This window comes from Lysinibacillus sp. FSL K6-0057 (assembly GCF_038630885.1).
Taxonomy (GTDB): Bacteria; Bacillota; Bacilli; order Bacillales_A; family Planococcaceae; genus Lysinibacillus; species Lysinibacillus fusiformis_F.
The window spans coordinates 694,512-712,571 of the sequence record NZ_CP152047.1 but is presented as its reverse complement, the minus strand read 5'-3'; the positions used below and the strand labels follow the sequence as shown (position 1 = coordinate 712,571).

10 protein-coding genes are annotated in these 18,060 nt (G+C 37.0%); 4 read left to right on the top strand and 6 right to left on the bottom strand.

The genetic code is table 11. The features are described 5' to 3' along the window. Positions 1-175 precede the first annotated feature (175 nt). Together MHB40_RS03320 and MHB40_RS03315 are read left to right on the top strand one after the other, a co-directional pair. On the top strand, positions 176-682 hold the full coding sequence (locus MHB40_RS03320) for a helix-turn-helix domain-containing protein (protein ID WP_342533916.1): 507 nt from the start codon (positions 176-178) through the stop codon (positions 680-682). After that, positions 679-1,521 carry an IS3 family transposase gene (locus MHB40_RS03315; protein ID WP_243456011.1) on the top strand — a complete coding sequence of 281 codons (843 nt, stop codon included), beginning with the start codon at positions 679-681 and terminating at the stop codon, positions 1,519-1,521. Before MHB40_RS03320 ends, MHB40_RS03315 begins: the two co-directional genes overlap by 4 nt. Before the next feature lie 382 nt (positions 1,522-1,903). Here the strand turns inward: MHB40_RS03315 and MHB40_RS03310 are convergent, their stop codons facing one another. The 4 genes from MHB40_RS03310 to MHB40_RS03295 all read right to left on the bottom strand — a co-directional run bounded on the left by MHB40_RS03310 (position 1,904) and on the right by MHB40_RS03295 (position 10,441). After that, positions 1,904-3,829, bottom strand: coding sequence for an N-acetylmuramoyl-L-alanine amidase (locus MHB40_RS03310; RefSeq protein WP_342533915.1), 1,926 nt, complete (start codon positions 3,827-3,829; stop codon positions 1,904-1,906). Positions 3,830-4,062: 233 nt separating this feature from the next. Continuing rightward, positions 4,063-4,974 carry a C40 family peptidase gene (locus tag MHB40_RS03305; protein ID WP_342533914.1) on the bottom strand — a complete coding sequence of 304 codons (912 nt, stop codon included), beginning with the start codon at positions 4,972-4,974 and terminating at the stop codon, positions 4,063-4,065. A 221-nt stretch (positions 4,975-5,195) separates the two neighbouring features. Then, complete coding sequence (locus MHB40_RS03300) at positions 5,196-6,263, bottom strand: S-layer homology domain-containing protein (RefSeq protein ID WP_342533913.1); 1,068 nt, start codon at positions 6,261-6,263, stop codon at positions 5,196-5,198. 200 nt (positions 6,264-6,463) lie between these two features. Continuing rightward, complete coding sequence (locus MHB40_RS03295) at positions 6,464-10,441, bottom strand: cell wall-binding protein (protein WP_342534743.1); 3,978 nt, start codon at positions 10,439-10,441, stop codon at positions 6,464-6,466. Between the two features lie 345 nt (positions 10,442-10,786). Here MHB40_RS03295 and MHB40_RS03290 point away from each other — a divergent pair, with 345 nt between their 5' ends. Both MHB40_RS03290 and MHB40_RS03285 read left to right on the top strand, forming a co-directional pair. Continuing rightward, positions 10,787-11,464 (top strand): hypothetical protein, encoded by a 678-nt coding sequence (locus tag MHB40_RS03290; RefSeq protein WP_342533912.1) that lies wholly within the window; start codon positions 10,787-10,789, stop codon positions 11,462-11,464. Further along, positions 11,461-12,720, top strand: a complete 1,260-nt coding sequence (locus MHB40_RS03285) for an HlyD family secretion protein (protein WP_342533911.1) — start codon at positions 11,461-11,463, stop codon at positions 12,718-12,720. The genes MHB40_RS03290 and MHB40_RS03285 overlap by 4 nt, the downstream gene beginning before the upstream one ends. 494 nt (positions 12,721-13,214) lie before the next feature. On the opposite strand, the gene MHB40_RS03280 is transcribed toward MHB40_RS03285, so the two are convergent. Continuing rightward, complete coding sequence (locus tag MHB40_RS03280; RefSeq protein WP_342533910.1) at positions 13,215-15,707, bottom strand: S-layer homology domain-containing protein; 2,493 nt, start codon at positions 15,705-15,707, stop codon at positions 13,215-13,217. 66 nt (positions 15,708-15,773) lie between these two features. Next, on the bottom strand, positions 15,774-17,666 hold the full coding sequence (locus MHB40_RS03275; RefSeq protein ID WP_342533909.1) for a stalk domain-containing protein: 1,893 nt from the start codon (positions 17,664-17,666) through the stop codon (positions 15,774-15,776). Positions 17,667-18,060 lie beyond the last annotated feature (394 nt).

Below are 18,060 nucleotides of genomic sequence, written 5' to 3'. Positions count from 1 at the left end.
GAAAAAGACCTTTTCATAAGGCGAGAGGTTGATTTCCGTTCCGCCAGCGTCCTTTCCAGGGGGCGTCCGATGAGCCGCTTCACTCACTTCCGTTCGCTCCAGGGTCTCCTCTGTGACGCTATGAACTGCACCCAAAATATTGGACTTGAAAAATTTAATATAGGGGGTGCAGTTAGTGATTTCTGATGAACAAAAGTTAGCCGCAGTTCTAGCTTACATTGAAGAAAAGGAAAGTACGTATCAGATTGCCAATCGATTAAAGAGGGATCGACAGTACATTCGATTATGGATTGAATTATATCGATATCATGGCGTTGAAGGAATTATTCGTCCTCAAGGGTTCACGAATTACGAAGATTCTTTTAAAATAAAAGTAATTCAACACCTGATAGAGACGGGCGATTCGCTCCTTCAGACTGCTGCCAAGTTTAATATTCCTTCTCGTGAAACCATTCGGAGATGGAAAAAACAATGGATGTCTAAGGCTGGAGAGGCGCTCTATCAAATAGAAAAGGAGCACCAATCAATGCCAAAAAAACAACCACCTTCGTCCGATTTAAATGAAAAAACAACGGAAGAGTTAAAAGCGGAAATTGAGTATTTACGGATGGAAAATGCCTATTTAAAAAAGTTGAAAGCCTTAGTTCAAGAAAAGGAAGCCTTCAAACCAAAGAAAAAGTGAGAGCTGTGTATGAGCTAAGGCTGGAATTTCCACTTCAAGCTCTATTAAAAGTCGCGAAACTTAAGAAAAGTACGTATTATTATCATCTTCAAAAATGGGTAAAACCAGATAAATATCAGGCGATTAAAGAACGAATCCAGACACTTTTTCATCACCATAAGGGGCGTTATGGCTATCGTCGTATTTGTCTTGCCCTCCGAAATGAAGGGATTTTCATCAACCATAAAACGGTCCAACGATTGATGAAAGAATTGGGCTTAAAAGGGACAGTACGCCCTAAAAAATACCGTTCGTATAAAGGAACGGTGGGCTATGTCGCAGAGAATGTCTTTCAACGTGATTTTGAAGCCACTGTACCCAATCAGAAATGGGTAACCGATGTCACAGAGTTTAAAATAAATGGTCAAAAAATCTACGTATCGGCTGTATTAGATTTATTCAATCGAGAGATCGTTGGATATGAGGTATCAAAATCACCTAATTTTGAGTTAGTTCAACAGTCTTTTAAAAAGGCGTTTACGTATACAAAGTTATCGAAAAAGAGTGGCTTAATCATTCATTCTGATCAAGGATGGTTATATCAAATACCACGTTTTAAAGCGTTATTGGCAACGCACGAAATCAAGCAAAGTATGTCACGGAAAGGAAATTGTTTAGATAATGCCGTGATAGAAAGCTTTTTTGGTATTCTGAAATCAGAATTTCTGTACACAACTACGTTTAGAAACTACGGAGAATTCAAAAAAGCGTTGGTAGACTATATCCACTACTACAATCATGAACGGATAAAAATAAAACTCAACGGAAAAAGTCCCGTTGAGTATCGAAAAGCTTCGTAAAAAAGTTTATATTTTTGGGGTCAGATCAGACGCTGGCTCCTCTCCAATCAACCATTCTACAAAAGTGTTTTTTCCTTTTATTTTATACTAACAGTTGTGAAAAATATGAAGAAACGATGAGTGATAACTCCTCTCCATAAAATGAGTAGTGAACACTTTATTTAAAAACCTTTGCTAAAAAGTTAACATTTTGTGGGTTGGAGTGGAAGACTACTTGACTACCCTGTGATAGAGAGTCAGGTGAGCCCACAGAAAAGCAAGTAACCTGCAAACGAGGTAGCCATTTTTATAGATTTGTTTGTCTTTCTCTATTGTGGGTATATAGAGAATAAGAAAAACGATTCCAAAGGCTAGTACAGCTTTGGAATCGTCTCTTAATCACTTATTGTTTTTTATAGTATTGCAAAATACCATTATAAATAGATTCTGCAAATAATTTAACGTATTGATCATTTGTCATTTTACTGTTATCCTCTGTATTCGTTAAGAAACCAAGTTCCACTAGAATGGACGGGATCACCATATTACGAATTACGTAGTATTGCTCTTGCTTGACACCACGGTTTTTCATATTTAAATTGTTGACGATTTGATTATTAACATAAGTCGCTAAATCAATGTCTTCCTGATACATATCTCCTGTAGATATTGCATAATATGTTTCAGTACCAGAAGCTGACGTATTAGCAGCAGAGTTGACATGAACACTCACGAAAATTTCACCATAGTTTGCTTGAGTAAAGTCTACGCGATCTTGTAATGATGGATACGTATCACCAGTACGTGTCATATAAACTTTTGCACCAGCATTCTCTAGTAATTGTTTCACTTGTGTGCTGACTTTTAATGTAATGTTCTTTTCGGAATCAGAGCCTTTTACAGTACCTGGATCTTTACCACCATGACCTGGGTCTAGGATGATAATACGATTTTGTAAAGGTTTAGCCGTTTGATTTAATAGTTTCAAATAAGACTTGTGAACATAGCCTGTTTGTCCATTATAAGTGATTTCTGCCCAGTAACCATTGATGCTATTAACTTGGACATACTCTCCTTTATTCAACTTAAATAACACAGCTGATGTAGAGTTACTTTGACTTCGAATATTTAAGTTATCAACCGTTACTCTTCCAAGCACATCACCTGAAGCTGGTGGAGGTGTTGGATCTGGATTTGGATTTGGATTCGGCTTTTCTTCTTCCACAGTATCCGTAGTGCTATTCGCTACAATATAACCTGGTAAACCATTTACTTGTGTTAAGTAGTAGCCACCAATTGTTTTGTAAACAGGAAGTTTTTCATTCGCTTTAATTGATGAAATGACTTTTGCTGAAGATGTAGGCTTCACATATAAATTGACAGCATTTTTTGTCGTTACTTCTTTTTCGACTGTTCCTAACTCATTGCCATCTGCATCTACAAATTCTGCATATTGCTTATAAACATAGGCATATGCCCCTTTATAAGTAACCTTTAGCCAATTACTTTCAACAGCGTAGACTGATAATTTACCGCCTGTATTGACTTTACCTACAATGTTCGTACTTGAAGTAGAATCTTTTGATTTACGGATGTTTAACCCATCTGTAGTGACTTTCACTAAGCCGATGACTTGTGATGTATCTGGAACTTGTACACCTTTTACAGGAAGCTCTAATCGATATTTTTCACTGTTTGCACGTGCAACGAATAGTGAGAATTGTGAACGTGTTACAGTGCCATTTGGTAAATACGTATTACCTGTTCCGTTTGTAATACCATTATAATAGATTGTATTGATGTATTTCACATATTCGTGTGTGATTCCTACATCAGTAAATAGTGAGTCGATCCCCTCATACTCACTAGTATCTAAATTAAAAGCCTTTGTTAATACATAACTCATTTCTCCACGAGTTAGAGGCTTATTTGGTAAGAATTGGCCTTTTATATTTTTGTCGAAAAATCCTAGCTGTACAGCACGTTCTATGTAACCTGACATTTCAGTGCCGACTGTAACATCTGAAAAGCTAGATTTATTTACAACTAATGGTTTATTACCAGAGGCCACAACAACCATTTTAGCTGCTTGTCCTCTTGTTACACTATTATTTGGGCCAAAGACTCTTTTACCATTCACAAAGTAACCTTGAATTACCCCCAAATTTACTAAATAATTGATTTCTTCATAGGCTGGGTGATTTTTAGTAACATCTTCAAATGTTATATTTGAATTGTTAGCTGCACTGACACTTGCACTATGTATCGTAAACATAGAAGCCGAAATGAATAAGACGCACAAGATAAGACTAATTTTTTTGATGTTCAATGTCTTATTTCCTCCCTTCTTGTTCTCTTAACGTGTCCATTTTAACAAAATTAGCTAAATAAAGCATCATACAATAGAACTGTTAAAATTTAATTTTCCAATTCACATCCTTTCCTACAAAATTATCATAAAAATAGAAGAGTCTGCTATTGCAAACCCTTCTTCCATTATACGCTATTCAAAAGATCATTTCTTGCAATCTATGACACAATTAAAGTGTTAACTTTATGAACTTATTGTTGAATTCTTTCAATAAATACTTTTAATTGTTCGATTTTTAGTAATTCATCAGAACCGAAGCTACCATCTCCGTCACCATTTGTAATGCCATTTGATGCTAGAGTAGACACATACTCATTAGCCCAGCTCTTTTGAGGTACATCACTAAATGTTACACTTCCACCATTGTTTTCAAGGCCAAATGCTAGCACTAATACTTTAGCAATTTGTGCACGCGTAATTGGTGAAGACGGGTTGAATTTACCATTTGCATCGCCTTCAAAGATACCTAATTTAGCTACAGCTGCAATAGCACCTGCGTGAGCAAATGTAGGTTTTACATCAACGAAACTAGTAGTAGTATCAGATGTATCTAAGTTTAAAGCTTTTGCAATTTGTACTGCTACCTCTGCACGAGAAGCATATACAGAAAAGTCAATAGCTGCTTGCTTTACTTCAGCTTGTTGTTGAGCATCAAATGTTGCCACGCGTTTTGCACCTACATAACGATCTCCCCAATAATATGGGTCATTAACATCTGAGTAGCTTACACCTTGACCAGTTTGAGAGTGGATCATTTTACCATCACCTATGTATATCCCCACATGTGAAATCCCACTACCACTTGTATTGAAAAATACTAAATCGCCAACTTGAAGATCACTCTTTGCAACTGCAGTACCTTGTTGATATTGTGATCCTGACGTACGGTTTAATTGAATGCCTAAGTCTGAAAATACTTTAGAAGTAAAGCCTGAGCAATCAAAACCGCTTGTTGTTGTACCGCCGTATTTATATGGAACACCTAAATATTTAGAAGCTGTATCAGTTAAATCTGCTTTAGACGCTGCTTCAGCAGTATTAATATTAGTAGTTGAAAATAACATAAAAGATGCAAAAATCGGTAATAACCATTTCTTATTCATACTTTTGTTATACCCCTCTCAAAACTTTTTTGCCTATACATAGACTATCACAAAAGAGGCTCATGTTATTTTTCAATTGTGTAACGGTTTTAGACAGCAAAAAAACGCTGTAATACCAACGTTTGGTGGTATTTCCAGCGTTAAAAAGGGGATTTTTTTATCGTAATTTGGAACTTTCGTAACATTTCTGTAATATTAGCGATTCTTTGTTACACAACAACTTATTGACTAGAGAACATTTGAACCCAATAGTAATTTCCTTTGCTATCCTGTGCTATTGCAACACCCGTATTTGTATAATGTTCTTTTAAAATATTATCTCGATGACTTGGAGAAGCCATCCATGCCTTTACTGCAACTTCTGGCGTTTTAATATTTCTAGCAATATTCTCTCCAAAACTTGTATAGTTGTAATCAAATAATGTCGCTAAATCCCAAGGTGCCCCATAATATGGAGAAACGTGCTCAAAATAATGACGTTTTACCATGTCCTGTGCTTTGATAATAGCGATTTGTGTCAGCTCTGAATCATAGACAACAGGTTCCAGCTTATTCTTCTGTCTTTCAACATTAATTAATTCAATCACCTTTTTAGACCACTCGGAAGAAAGGTTTACAGTTGGGATATAATCCTTTGCAAGATAGTCATAAGCTACTTCCAATGCCTTAATTTTTTGCTGAAAAACAATGCTTCGCTCAACAAAAACAGCAAACTGAGCGCGTGTTACCATTTGGTCAGGAGCAAAATGTTTAGCATCCACTCCACCGATAATGCCGATATCTGCTAAGGATTCGATATAATCCTTTGCCCAATGAGTACGTGTAATATCTGCAAACTGGCTATTATTTTTGCTATCTACTTTAAACTGATACGCAAGTGCTAGCATTTTTGCCACCTGCATACGTTTTAATGGCTCTTCTGGATGAAAGGCATCACTTTTTTGAATGACTCCTATTTTAACAAGCTGACAAATTTCCTTGTAATAAGGATGTGTTGTAGGAACATCCTTAAATTTTACAGGGTTTTCAATGTCAATGTTTGTTTGAAGAGAGCGTGCAATAGCAGCAGCAGCCTCTGCCCTTGTAATAGCTTGCTCAGGCTTAAAAGTGTTATCGTTATATGTAGTCATATATTGTTTAGTGAGCATATGTTGAATTGAGGCATTTGCCCAGTATGAATTTGTCACATCTACAGCCTTTGCAGATGCTGCTTCGACTTGACTAAAACTAGTTAAACTTCCTACGGTTGCAGCTATTGAAAGTACCATTATACTAAGTAATTTTTTCAACAGGGCTACCTCCTCACGTTGGCAAAATAAATATGTATCAAATGGTACATCCCAATCAAAGCGACCATTTATACTATAAGATACGAAATTCAAATGATATAGTTTCACTTTTTTGGAAAATAATATTAAGGTCCACTTTTTCTTACTTATAAAAGGAGTTTTCCCATAATAATCATTGGGAAAACTCCTTTTTTATCATACTATTGAATCATTTTAAGATAGTCTTCTAGAATGCGGTAATTATACACTAAGCCCTGTTGCTCAATGGACAAATTACTATAATCTTTTTGAGCAGCTAGCACCTTTTTCTCAAATGATGAGCTGTCTGGATCAATGTTTCCGATAGCTTGAACAACTTTGAGAACAGCAGCCACATCTTTTTCAGCCTGCTTTAAGACATCCTCATTAATGACTTGTCCTTTAATTTTAGAGTCCAATGCCTTATAGGCAGCAACGGCATTCGCCACATCTTCAATATATGTCGAAGAGCTTGGAGACAGTCCCGCAATGATCTCTACAACCTTCTTCACGTCAGCTAAACTTTTCTCTGCTTCGAGTAAAATAGAATAATTGGAGATACGCTGTTTATCTGTCGTATTCAAACTATCATACTCTTTACGCGCCGCTTCCACCATGCCAAAGTAATATTTATCCTTTGGATTCAATTTAGCAATATCATTATAAACCTTTATAACACTATCTAGTGAAAGCAATAGCTGGTCATTATAAACATAGCGTCGTTGATCAGCATTGAGCTTATCATACGCTTTTAAAATCTTTTGGTATTGACTGTTCATATCTTTTGCCGTTAGCAATCGATCTATATCTTCTACAATACTTATTACAGGCTTTATTAGCTTTTCTTGATCTTGTAGCACTTGATAATTTTGAACAGCTCGTTGCTGATCCTTTGGTAAAGCATTGTAAGCAGCACGGATTTCTTGAATGCGTTTCACATATTGCTTTGGATCAACAGATGGTAAACCATCAATCATTTGCATGACATTACCAGCACCTAAAATACTGGACTCCGCTGCTTGCAATAAGTAGTAGTTTGTTACATATTGCTTCATCTCGTCAGGTAGCGCATCGTAAAGTGAGCGTGCTCGTGACGTATCTTGAAGGAAGGTGTTACTTGAAGATTTTAGTTTACTAATCAATTCCATCACATTGGAGACAGGCTCAAACTTTAACAGAATATCAATATTGTCGATATATTTTTTTTGATCTTTCGATAGTTTATCATAAGCCTTACGTGCTGAGCTTACCTTACTAACAAAGCTTTTTGATTCTGGATCTAACTCATTAATTTGAACCATCACACTTAAAATTGGTTTAACCGCTTTCTCACGTGTTGTTAGATCTTTAATATTCGTCACTAATTTCTTTTGGTTAGATGACAGCTTATCATATGCTACACGGGCATTCATTAGCTTCGTTAAATAGTCGGCATCCTGCACTTCTGTTAAGTTTATAAGCTCAACCACGCTCTGTGCTAGGCCCTGCTCATTTTCTGCTGCTACCAGTGCATCATAGTTTACTATCGCTTGCTGCTTCTGTTCTGGCAACGCATCATAAAGCTCACGCGCTGTTTTCATATCTTGATAGAATGTTTTACTAGTAGGCTTTAACGAAGCAATGAGACCAATCAAGGAAGCGACATCCTCTACAGCAGTGAGATTAGCATAGTTTGTCACACGTTTTTGGGAAACTTGATCAAGCGCATTATAGGTTTTACGAGCATCAAGAACCTTTTTTGTATAATCCTTATTTGTTGGATTTAAGGCATCAATCATTTGAATAACCTTGATTACAGCCTTGTTATCCTTTTCATAGGAGCTTAACACTTTAGCCTGCTCCACTAGCTTCTGTGCGTTTTTATCCATTGCTTTATATTCAGCTGTCAGATCGGCTACCTTTTTGACAAATGTATCAGGTCCTTCATTTGCTAATGCAGTTACACGGTCATCAAATGCTTTGGCTGTATCGATATAGCCTTGTGCTTTTGGAAGATCAGTATAATTAGTAACTTCGGCTTTAAGCAATGGATCTAGGGTATCCAATGCATTGTAAGCATCTGTTGCCGTTTTCACATCGTCTTTATACGACTTCTTAGAAGGATTTAAAGCATCAATTTGAACAATCACATTTATAACAGGTAATTTTTTATTTAATCCTTTGTAATTTAAAACAAACGCTTGATTCGCATTATCTAGTTTGGAGTAAGCCGTATAAGCTGACTTTGCTTTAGAAATATAACTTTTAGAAGTTGAATCTAGTTTTTCAAAGAGAGAAATAACATTAACGACTGATTTATAGGATTTCTCTAAATCTGTTAACACTTTAATATTTGTCACACGCTTTTTAGCTGGAGCTGATAACGCATTATAGTCTGCGCGTACCTTCAATATTTCCTCAATTGCTACATTGTCACCGAGAATATTAATTTTATCTATAACATTTTTTACCGCTTTTTCCTCATTAATCAAAGCCTCTATTTTTACAGTTAGCTGTGTTTTTAAATTGCTAAGAGCTGGTTCATAGTCTTCAAATTGCGTATTTAATTTCTCAACTGTGTCTTTCAAATTGGCAAGCTGTGTGCCATAGTCAGCTGAATGCTTTAATGTATTGATTGCTTTTGATACATTAGCGTATTGTACAAATAACTTTATCTTTTCAGAACCCTGCACCAAATCTTTATCATTGGCATTCAACTTGTCGTAGGCAGTCCAAGCAGATAGAGTTTTACTTTCAAATGTTTTTGCGGCTGGATCTAAGCTATCGATTAACTTATCTACCTTTAATGCCGCACTTAAATTTTTCTCCCAAGATGTTAGCTCTGCTAAATTATTGACGATTTTTTTGACATTGGACGTATTGATAACTGCCCCAGGCTGCGATAAAGGAACATCATATGCCTTTCTTGCAGTTTTAATTGCTTCAACTTTATTTTGAGCATCCTGAATTTTCTCAATCAATCCTTCAATGTGCACTGCAGAATCAATATTCGCACTCGCTGTTTCTAAATCTACACTGTTTTTTACATATAATTTTATTTTATCTAAATTATCGTAGGTTGTCATTAATGAAGTAACTGAATCTCGATAAGCCTTTTCACTTGAAACTCTTAGAGATGAGATTTGCTTAGAAACATCTGCTGCTTGTATAAATGGTTTTAAATCATCATAATTTGAAACTAAATCCTTCTGAGTATTGTTTAGGCTATTATATGATTTTTCAATAGCAGCTACAGCACTTATAAAACTTGTTGCTGAGGAAAAGTCTGAAGGTTGCTTTGCCTTTAGCTGATCGATACTTAAAGAGACTTTATCCACTGCTGACAGACCTGTTAAAACATCCTTATACTTTTTAAAAGGTGTTACTGCTTCGTTTTTGGGGTTATAGGCTTCGACTATTTTCTTTTGATCTGCTGTAAGTGCATTATAAGTAGTCGTAAAACTTTTTATTGCAGTAGCATCTAGTAAATTTAATTTATCTAATTCATCTGTAGCTAATTTCGCTGTAGCTGCATCACTAATTAATTTATTTAGTTTGTCGATATCTGCTCCCTTACCTTTAAAGTAAGCATTGCGTGGAGCCTCCTCCTCATATCCATACTGCAAAACTGATTTACGTATATCAGATGCAACCCCACTGGCATTATTAATAAGTGCTACCTCAATAGCTTTTTTAAATTGATCTTGTGCAAAGAGATATGATGCAGTTGTTTCTTTACTCCCTAAAAATGTGTCATATTCAGCTTTTATATTTGTAACTTCTTCGTTAAATATTTTGCTTGAATACAAAATTTTATCAATCTTAGGACCAATTTCTTTAAGCTTCAGTAATAGTCGACGTTGTTCTACTACATAATCATATTTCGCTTTAATTATTACTTTTTCATCAGAATTAAAATCTCCTGAATTCTGTACAACGATTAGATCTCCTCCCGCAAGTACCATTTCACTTTCTAAGGAATTCTCCGACAGCTTACCAAATTGTGCAATAAGCTGTTCTCTTGTCGTTGCAGCCGCTATTTCATTCGTATAGGCAACTTGCTCCGTATGTGTTGTAACGCGTGGTTGTGCATCATTTTCCTGTGCATTGGCTATAGTCGTAGGTGCCAATAAAAGACCTGTTATGACTCCTGCCGTCAATTTTCGATTCAATCGAACCACCCTTTCATCGTTTATGTATAGGAAAATGATTGTGTTCATTTTCATTTAGAAATTATGACTTTAGTATCGGTGTAAATTGCTTGATTTCAAGCCATTCTAATACATTTACAAAATCGGACATATCAAAAGTAACTTTTCAAAATTACTAGCTAGAAAAACAGGAAGTTATTTCAATTATACTATACAATGGTGTTATGAGATTTTCACCAATCGACATATAATGAGAGAAAGCGTTTTTCCAATGAATTTATTGGAAAAAAACAGCTATTTTCATATGTCATAATCTCTTTACAAGGTGTATACTACAACTTTGATATCCTATTTTGGAAGAAAGGACGCTGTTTAATGTTTTACCATTATAAGTTCTGGCATAGTTTAAAAAATCCTACCTACTTTACTAGCATCGTAGAGAAAGGCGAGGTCATCGGATATAAAAAACGAGTACTAGCGGTGTTCATTCTTTTCATCCTGTTGTTTGCTGCTCGCGAATATTGGGGCATGGGGACAGAAAATTTAACGTCCTTATTCGCAATGGATTTACAAAATGAATACTATGTAGCACGTATACTTTCGTTGCTTGGTGCCGTTTTATGGGCAATCGTCTATTTTTGCTTCCACTATTATGGTGTTACCTATCTATTACATCTATTAACGGACATTCCTTATACTTGGATAAAAAGAGTCCAACTTTATGTTGTGGCCTTTCTACTAATTGAAAAAGCAATCCTCTTTGCTGTTTTCTATGCAGTAGGCTATACAACCATGTTTTCTTTCTTCTCCTTAGCTCCTGCTGCCTTACAGGTGATTGAAACAGATTTCGTATTATTTACGATCAATCAGTTGACGGTAACAACGGTTTTAATCATTATTGTACAGTATCTCTTCCTATCGAAATGGGAGGAAGAAGCTAGTAGAAAAATGTTAGTAGTCAAATTGATTGGTGTACAGCTATTTATGGCCCTTTTTGTTGGCTTAATCAGTGTGCTACCAATTAAAGAATGGATTGCTAGGGGGTTAGGATGATGGCATTTATCAAAACAAGACTATGGACAACGATGACTATCGTGTTAGCAATGCTAGTAATCGGTATAAATGCTTATTTTGTCTTTAAAGATAATAGCAGTGTGACACGATCCTACTTTATCGATGAGTTTCAAAAAGCGTATGTCGGCACGAATACAGAGCAGGTTCATAAAGAAACCATTGTAGCACCTGCTGAAACATACACGATTACTGCTGATGCCACTAACTTATCGGCTGTGAATGTAAAGCGTGGCCAAGAAGTGATGATGAATGATGTACTTGCTACCTATAAAACGGATGAGGTGGATGAGGAGTTAACTAAACTCGAATCTGAACGTACGGCCTATGAAACAGAATTACACGATTTACAGGATGCACTTGATCAAATTGAGGATGAGTACGGAGACAGCTCTAACCCAAAAAGCTCCATTAATACGGATCAAATCAATGACAAGCTATCCGTAACGCTAAAATTAGAGCTAGCTCAACAAAATTCAGCATCGACAGCAGTTGCGCTGTTAAATCGACATATAGCTGAAACAAATCGTCAAATTGCGCTACTTGAAGCCCAAATAACACAAATACAATCTCGTCAAGGTATTGTGAGCCCTATAGATGGTATTGTGTCAGCGATTAAAGAAGAAGCTGGTGCGCTAACTTTTGAAATCTACTCCAATGAAAAAGCAATGTATGCCTATTTATCGGAAAAAGAATGGCAAAAGGTGCAGGAAGGACAAACTGTTGATTTTAAAGTGAAACATGTCAAAGATGAACTATCTGGCGTGGTATTAGAAAAACAAACAATTGCTACTGACGATCAGACAGTTTGGGCAAATGAGCTAGCCAAAACAGCAACCTTGCCTCAGCCAACAAATTATGAAGTAACGTTGCAGCAAGATGCCCCACTAGAGGACATCCCATTTTCGACAACTGGCAAAGCCTCTATTATTGTCAATGAAGCTTTTGATTCTTATAAAGTCGATAAATCGTGGCTAGTCACAGCTAAAAAAGGGAACAAAAAGCTGTATATCATCAATCAGGACGGCAAAATCCAACTAATTGATGTCAATGTGCAATTCAATACGGCTAAGTCAGCTATTTTTATGGATTATGTTGATGAAGGGACACCAATGCTCTCTAATGAGAAACGTAATATCGAAGCCTATACCTTCAGAACATTGCCTGTTGAGAAAATACAATGGAGCCATTTTAAAGAACTAACTTGGAAGCAATATGTGAAATATATCGTTTTCTAATTGAAAAATCCGCTTCGTCCTTTTATGGACTAGGCGGATTTTTTGTTACAAAAGAAATTGACACTAAAAATTATTTTGCAAAACAAGCGATGGGTTGATTTCCGTTGCGCCATCGTCCTTTCCAGGGGGCGTTCGATGAGCCGCTTCACTCACTTCCGTTCGCTCCAGGGTCTCCTCTGTGACGCTAAATCCCCAAGGAGTGACGCTGGCTCCACTCCAATCAACCACTCTGAAAATGTATCTTTTCATTTTCTTTCATACTAACAGTAGTGAAAAATGCGGAGAAGTGATGAGTGACAGCACTCCTCAATAATATGATTAGTGAAAGCCTTTCTAAAAAGTTAACATTTTGTGGGTTAGAGTGCTTTGCGCTAACTCACAGGTAAGCAAGCAACGGATATCCACTTCACCTTTCACATAAATTCTGTTAATCGTTTTGTTTTTCAAGACAACATAAAGAATCCTCTGTAGCTGTTACAGAGGATTTGTCTTCTTTATTTTAATGATAAGCATCTATTTAAGAAGCTTGCAAATTGAGCACGTGTAATTTGTGCATCTGGTCTAAATGTGTTATCTGGGAAGCCTCCAGTTAAATCATTTGCCACAAGTGCTTGGATATGGCTGTATGCCCAATGTGTTGATTTCACATCTGAGAAGCTTACTTTGCTTGTACCTGTTAATTTATAGGCTCTTGTTAAAATGGCAGACATTTCTGCACGTGAAAGCTGTCCATTTGGATTAAACTTCCCTGCCTCTTGCCCTTTAATAATGCCAGCCTGCTCAACTGCGGCAATAGCACTGTATGCATAATGGCTCTTACTCACATCTTTAAAGCTAGAATCCTTCGTTGTAGTTAGATTTAGAGCTCTGGCAATGATTGTAGCTGCCTCTGCACGTGTAATGGATGCCTCTGGTTTGAACGTTCCATTTGAGTATCCTTTAATAAGAGATTTATCGTATAAGCTTTGGATTTCTGAAAATGCCCAATGCCCTTTTGTTACATCTGTATAAACTAATTCTTCATGATTGTCTTTATAAACTGCTTGTAATTGATCGAAATACAGCTGACCTTTCTTCTGAAGAGAAGCTGTTGGCTGAGCAACATATAAACGCTCGAATTTCAATGGCTGTGGTAGATCACTTGGAATATCCGCTGTCACGTACTTCCAGCCACTCCAGTCTAAACCACCCTGGCTTGTGAAATCAACCGTATGCTTAGCTCCAGCACCATCAATCACAACACCTCTTAGCCAATGCTTGCCAGCATCGCCAAATACCCAAAGACCGATATTTTTAGGTTGCCCTGAAATAGCAATTGATGTTTTCGCAACCATATAGGCAGCTTTTGTGCCTGTTCCAGCTGCAGTAAAATCATAGTTTAATTGTAAGCTAGCGGTTCCCTGTCTAGCATACTCTTTAGAGCTTGCTAATGAAGCATTGGCTTTCGCTGTTTCGGTTGTCCAAGAAGACGCATTATCGAAGCTATCTAGTACAATAGGTTTTTCTGCTAGGTCTACTACTTTCACAGCTGTAGACGTGCGGATACCTTCATACTCCCCGATAATTTTCCCTTCACCTTTTTGTGTAGCTGTAAAGGTAGAACCGTCCATCTTGCCAATATTTCCTTCAACTGTCCAGTTCATATTTGCTGGGTTGATGGTCATCGGATTTAGGTATTGATCATAGGCACTTGCAACCTGCATATCTACAGAAGAACCTTTCATTACTTGACCAACACTACTTAACGTAATTGATTTTACTTTCCCTGGTGGCGCTGTATTCACCACCTGTAAAATGGCAGATACACGACGCTCACTGCCCTCTGATGGTCTATTCACTAGGTTGGCGAAATACCCCCCTGGATTACGCACGACCATTGCTGTAGAGCCGCCTCCATCTAGGTTAATAGCCGAAGAAGCACCCATGGAAATTAAATGAGAAGCTAAATCGGATAAATTAACACCATTACTATGACCACTTATGCGACCATCAATTGTCACAAGAGATACCTTTGTACCTGTAGCATCTATCGCTACTGCTGTACGTGGGCTACGTGTGGAAGCAAACCCTGAATTTGTTGGCATTGAAATATCAACTTTACCGTTACGTACAAGCATCGGTCCAGCAGCTAAAATGAACTGTGCATCCATCCATTTTTGATCGATTGATAAGCTGACATCCACGCTTGTGCCTTCTGTAATGCTACTTAATTCAGCGGCTAATTCTTTATTTTGTACAGAGATGACAAAGCCATCTGCTGGTACAGACGAGTTACCTTCTGCTCCATAGGCTGTTACATGAGAAACTGTGCCCGAGAACTGATCACCAAAATGCAAAGTGTTTGTATCTTGGCTAGCACCCGACACAACGAGTTCTACACCCCATGTATTTGTCCCTGTTGATCTTTTTTCAGGTGTATATAAAACGTTTTTATTTGTTCCTCGTTCACTATTAATAAGATCAATAGGATAGCTTTTGCCATTCACTTGGAAAGTTAGATTCGTAGAATAATAGTCTGCTATCGCTTTCCCTGATTTCGATAAACCAAATGCAACTGGTTTTTGTGTTGGGCTATCATATGTATCTCCCAAAATACCGTAGTTCACAATTTCATTGTTTTCTGCTAACAAGTTCGCAGGCATACCATTTCCTAAAAAGTAAGAGGCATTGACCGCTCCAACAACGCGATGCCCATCAACTGTGTTTTGCTTGGCCATAGCAGATGTTGTTTTTAAAGAATTAATAGGATTTGGCATACCAATTTCTAGTTTTGTATATGTATTATTTAAATTGACATCTAAAACATTTACAAACTGACGTATAGAACCTGAAGTATAGTTTTGCTGTGAATGTATTACCTGTGGTGAAACCTCTGTTTTAACTTCACTGACTTTATTGCCTAAACCAGCAGCTTGTCCATTGATGGGACTAACTGTAAGTGTAAGCATGAATAGGACTACAATAATCGTTATTAGTTTTCTTGCCATTTTTCACTCCGAATTAATTCAAAGTATGGCACGTACCATGTCACATGGCCCATGCCAGTGACTTTTTTATTTTGTTTCTACATAGATCGCTACTGGAAGATTCACGCCACCAGCATGCATTAACTCTAATTCAATCGTATCTTTTGAACCCTTCATCTTGAAATCTGGTAATTCAACATACTCAGCCCCTACTCTTAAAGAAGGCACTAAATACACTTTGCCATTCACCTTAATCGCTCCGCTGTATAATCCTCCTCGACCAGCGAGCTTCAGCTTAATCGTTTTTGTAGAGCCTGTTGGATTGACAACTGGAATGGAAACTTTATAGTTCATACCGAAGTGACCTGGGTTTCCTACCGCACCATTGATTTGAGAAAGCGAATTTTCAGCCGTTTGTAGATGGTCTGTACGGCCATTAGAAATGTTATAGCCTACCTCAGGAGAATCTACTGTATAGGCTGGTAGCTCTGCTAGAATGGTAGCACTTGGCCACGCACCTCTTGGATGTTTCGCATACTCATCTACCGCAACCTGGTTCGATTGGATTGTTGTTAAATCTGTATTATCTTTTGAAAGCACTGTACGAATCGTATACTCTGGCTTTCCACCATTGACTGCTTGAATATCTAGATCATGTAAAAAACCAATAATATAATCATAGTGTAGGTCATATGTTTCAATTAGCTTCGTTTCACCTGGTGCGATAACAATGCCACTACTCTCTGATTTTTTAAGTTTATTATTTAATACAGCATCAGCAATTGTTAAACCAATATCATGACCTACCCAGCTATTACCTGTTTTTTGGTTAATGCCTTTCGAATCAGTCACTTTAATGCTCTCTGTCATAGACTTGTTTTGAACGGTAATACCAATATTGACATCTGTTCCTAGCGTGTTATAGTGCCAGCCAAAGACACGGTGTTTATTCATTGCTGTCGTTGGTTTCACATCATATTGTGCAAGTGTTACATTATTTATTGGTACAAGTTTGCGTGTTAATGTTTCTGGATTATCACTAATAAATAGATCACGATCCCCTTCTAAACGAGCAGAAGGAACAACCTCTGGGGATGACGTAGTACCGTATGACTTTTCAAGGAAAGAACTAGTATACATGTAGCGATATACGTAAATATACATTTCTTTTTTATCAGTGATATAGCGCAAATTCCCGCCTAATGCATCCACAAGAAACTTAGCAGGAACATACATTTTACCTTTTTGTATAAAAGGCTTTTCGATCATTGTCACTGCTTCATTGTTAATCAAAGCCTGATTGCTGTTATCATTGAAAATAAAGCTCATCCCACCAATTAGCAATTCGAAGGAGCCATCAGGTTGCCATGTGCCAGACGAATCATCTAAATAATCATAAATATAGTTAGCAGGTAAATAGGTTCTTCCATCCTTTGTAACAATCTGATCTTTCATGACAATACGCTTGTTATTGATATGTAAGATATATGGGTCTTCCTGCGGTGGTGCTGTTGTTTCATCTGATAATGTAATATCTACCGATTGAGTAGCCTCATCCCAATTAACAACACCATCAAAGTTTTCGCTGACGAAACGTAATGGCATGTAAGTACGATCTTTATACATAAATGGCGCAACATCCATTGCAACCTCTTCTCCGTCTATTAAAGCAGTCATCGAATCGATCGTTAAATCAACCGTCTTACCATTGCGAATCGCCGATGCAGTCAACGTTTCCTTATCCCAATCCACACTTGCACCAACCGCTTCATATAATGCACGCATTGGTAGTAATAAGAAATCCGATTTATTTAAAATAGGGTCATAAACACTAATCGTCTCTCCATTAATCGTAATCGAAACATTGTTTTTTATCTGAATTCCATTGTTATTAGTAGCTGTTGCAGACGCTTGTCCAGGTAAAATTGTAGCCAAAGCAACTGCTGATACAATACATGTAGTCTTTAGTTTTCTAAACATCTCAATCTCCTTTTTTCCTCTTAAAATCGTCTTTACCATCTTAACATGAACAAAGCCCAAAATGTGGGATTTTTATCGAATAAAGTAGAATTCGGTACTAGAGTGCTAGCCTTCCTCCTTCAAAAGCTTCATATAGAACAAATGGTATTCTAAAATACCATGAATATTTTCTATAAAAATTATTTTGGGTGCTTTCACACTATTAGTACATCCCTTTTAAGTAGACTTGTCATAGCCTCAATAAGTTACATAATGCTCCATTTTCTTTTGAGAAATTGAACGATTGAGTTGCGTTATAAAAGGAAAACTTTATGAATAAAGAAAGATGTATTATGCTAGAAACACAATGTTTCTAAGGGAATATTTGATGTAGTTGTCACTGATAGTATGCGGG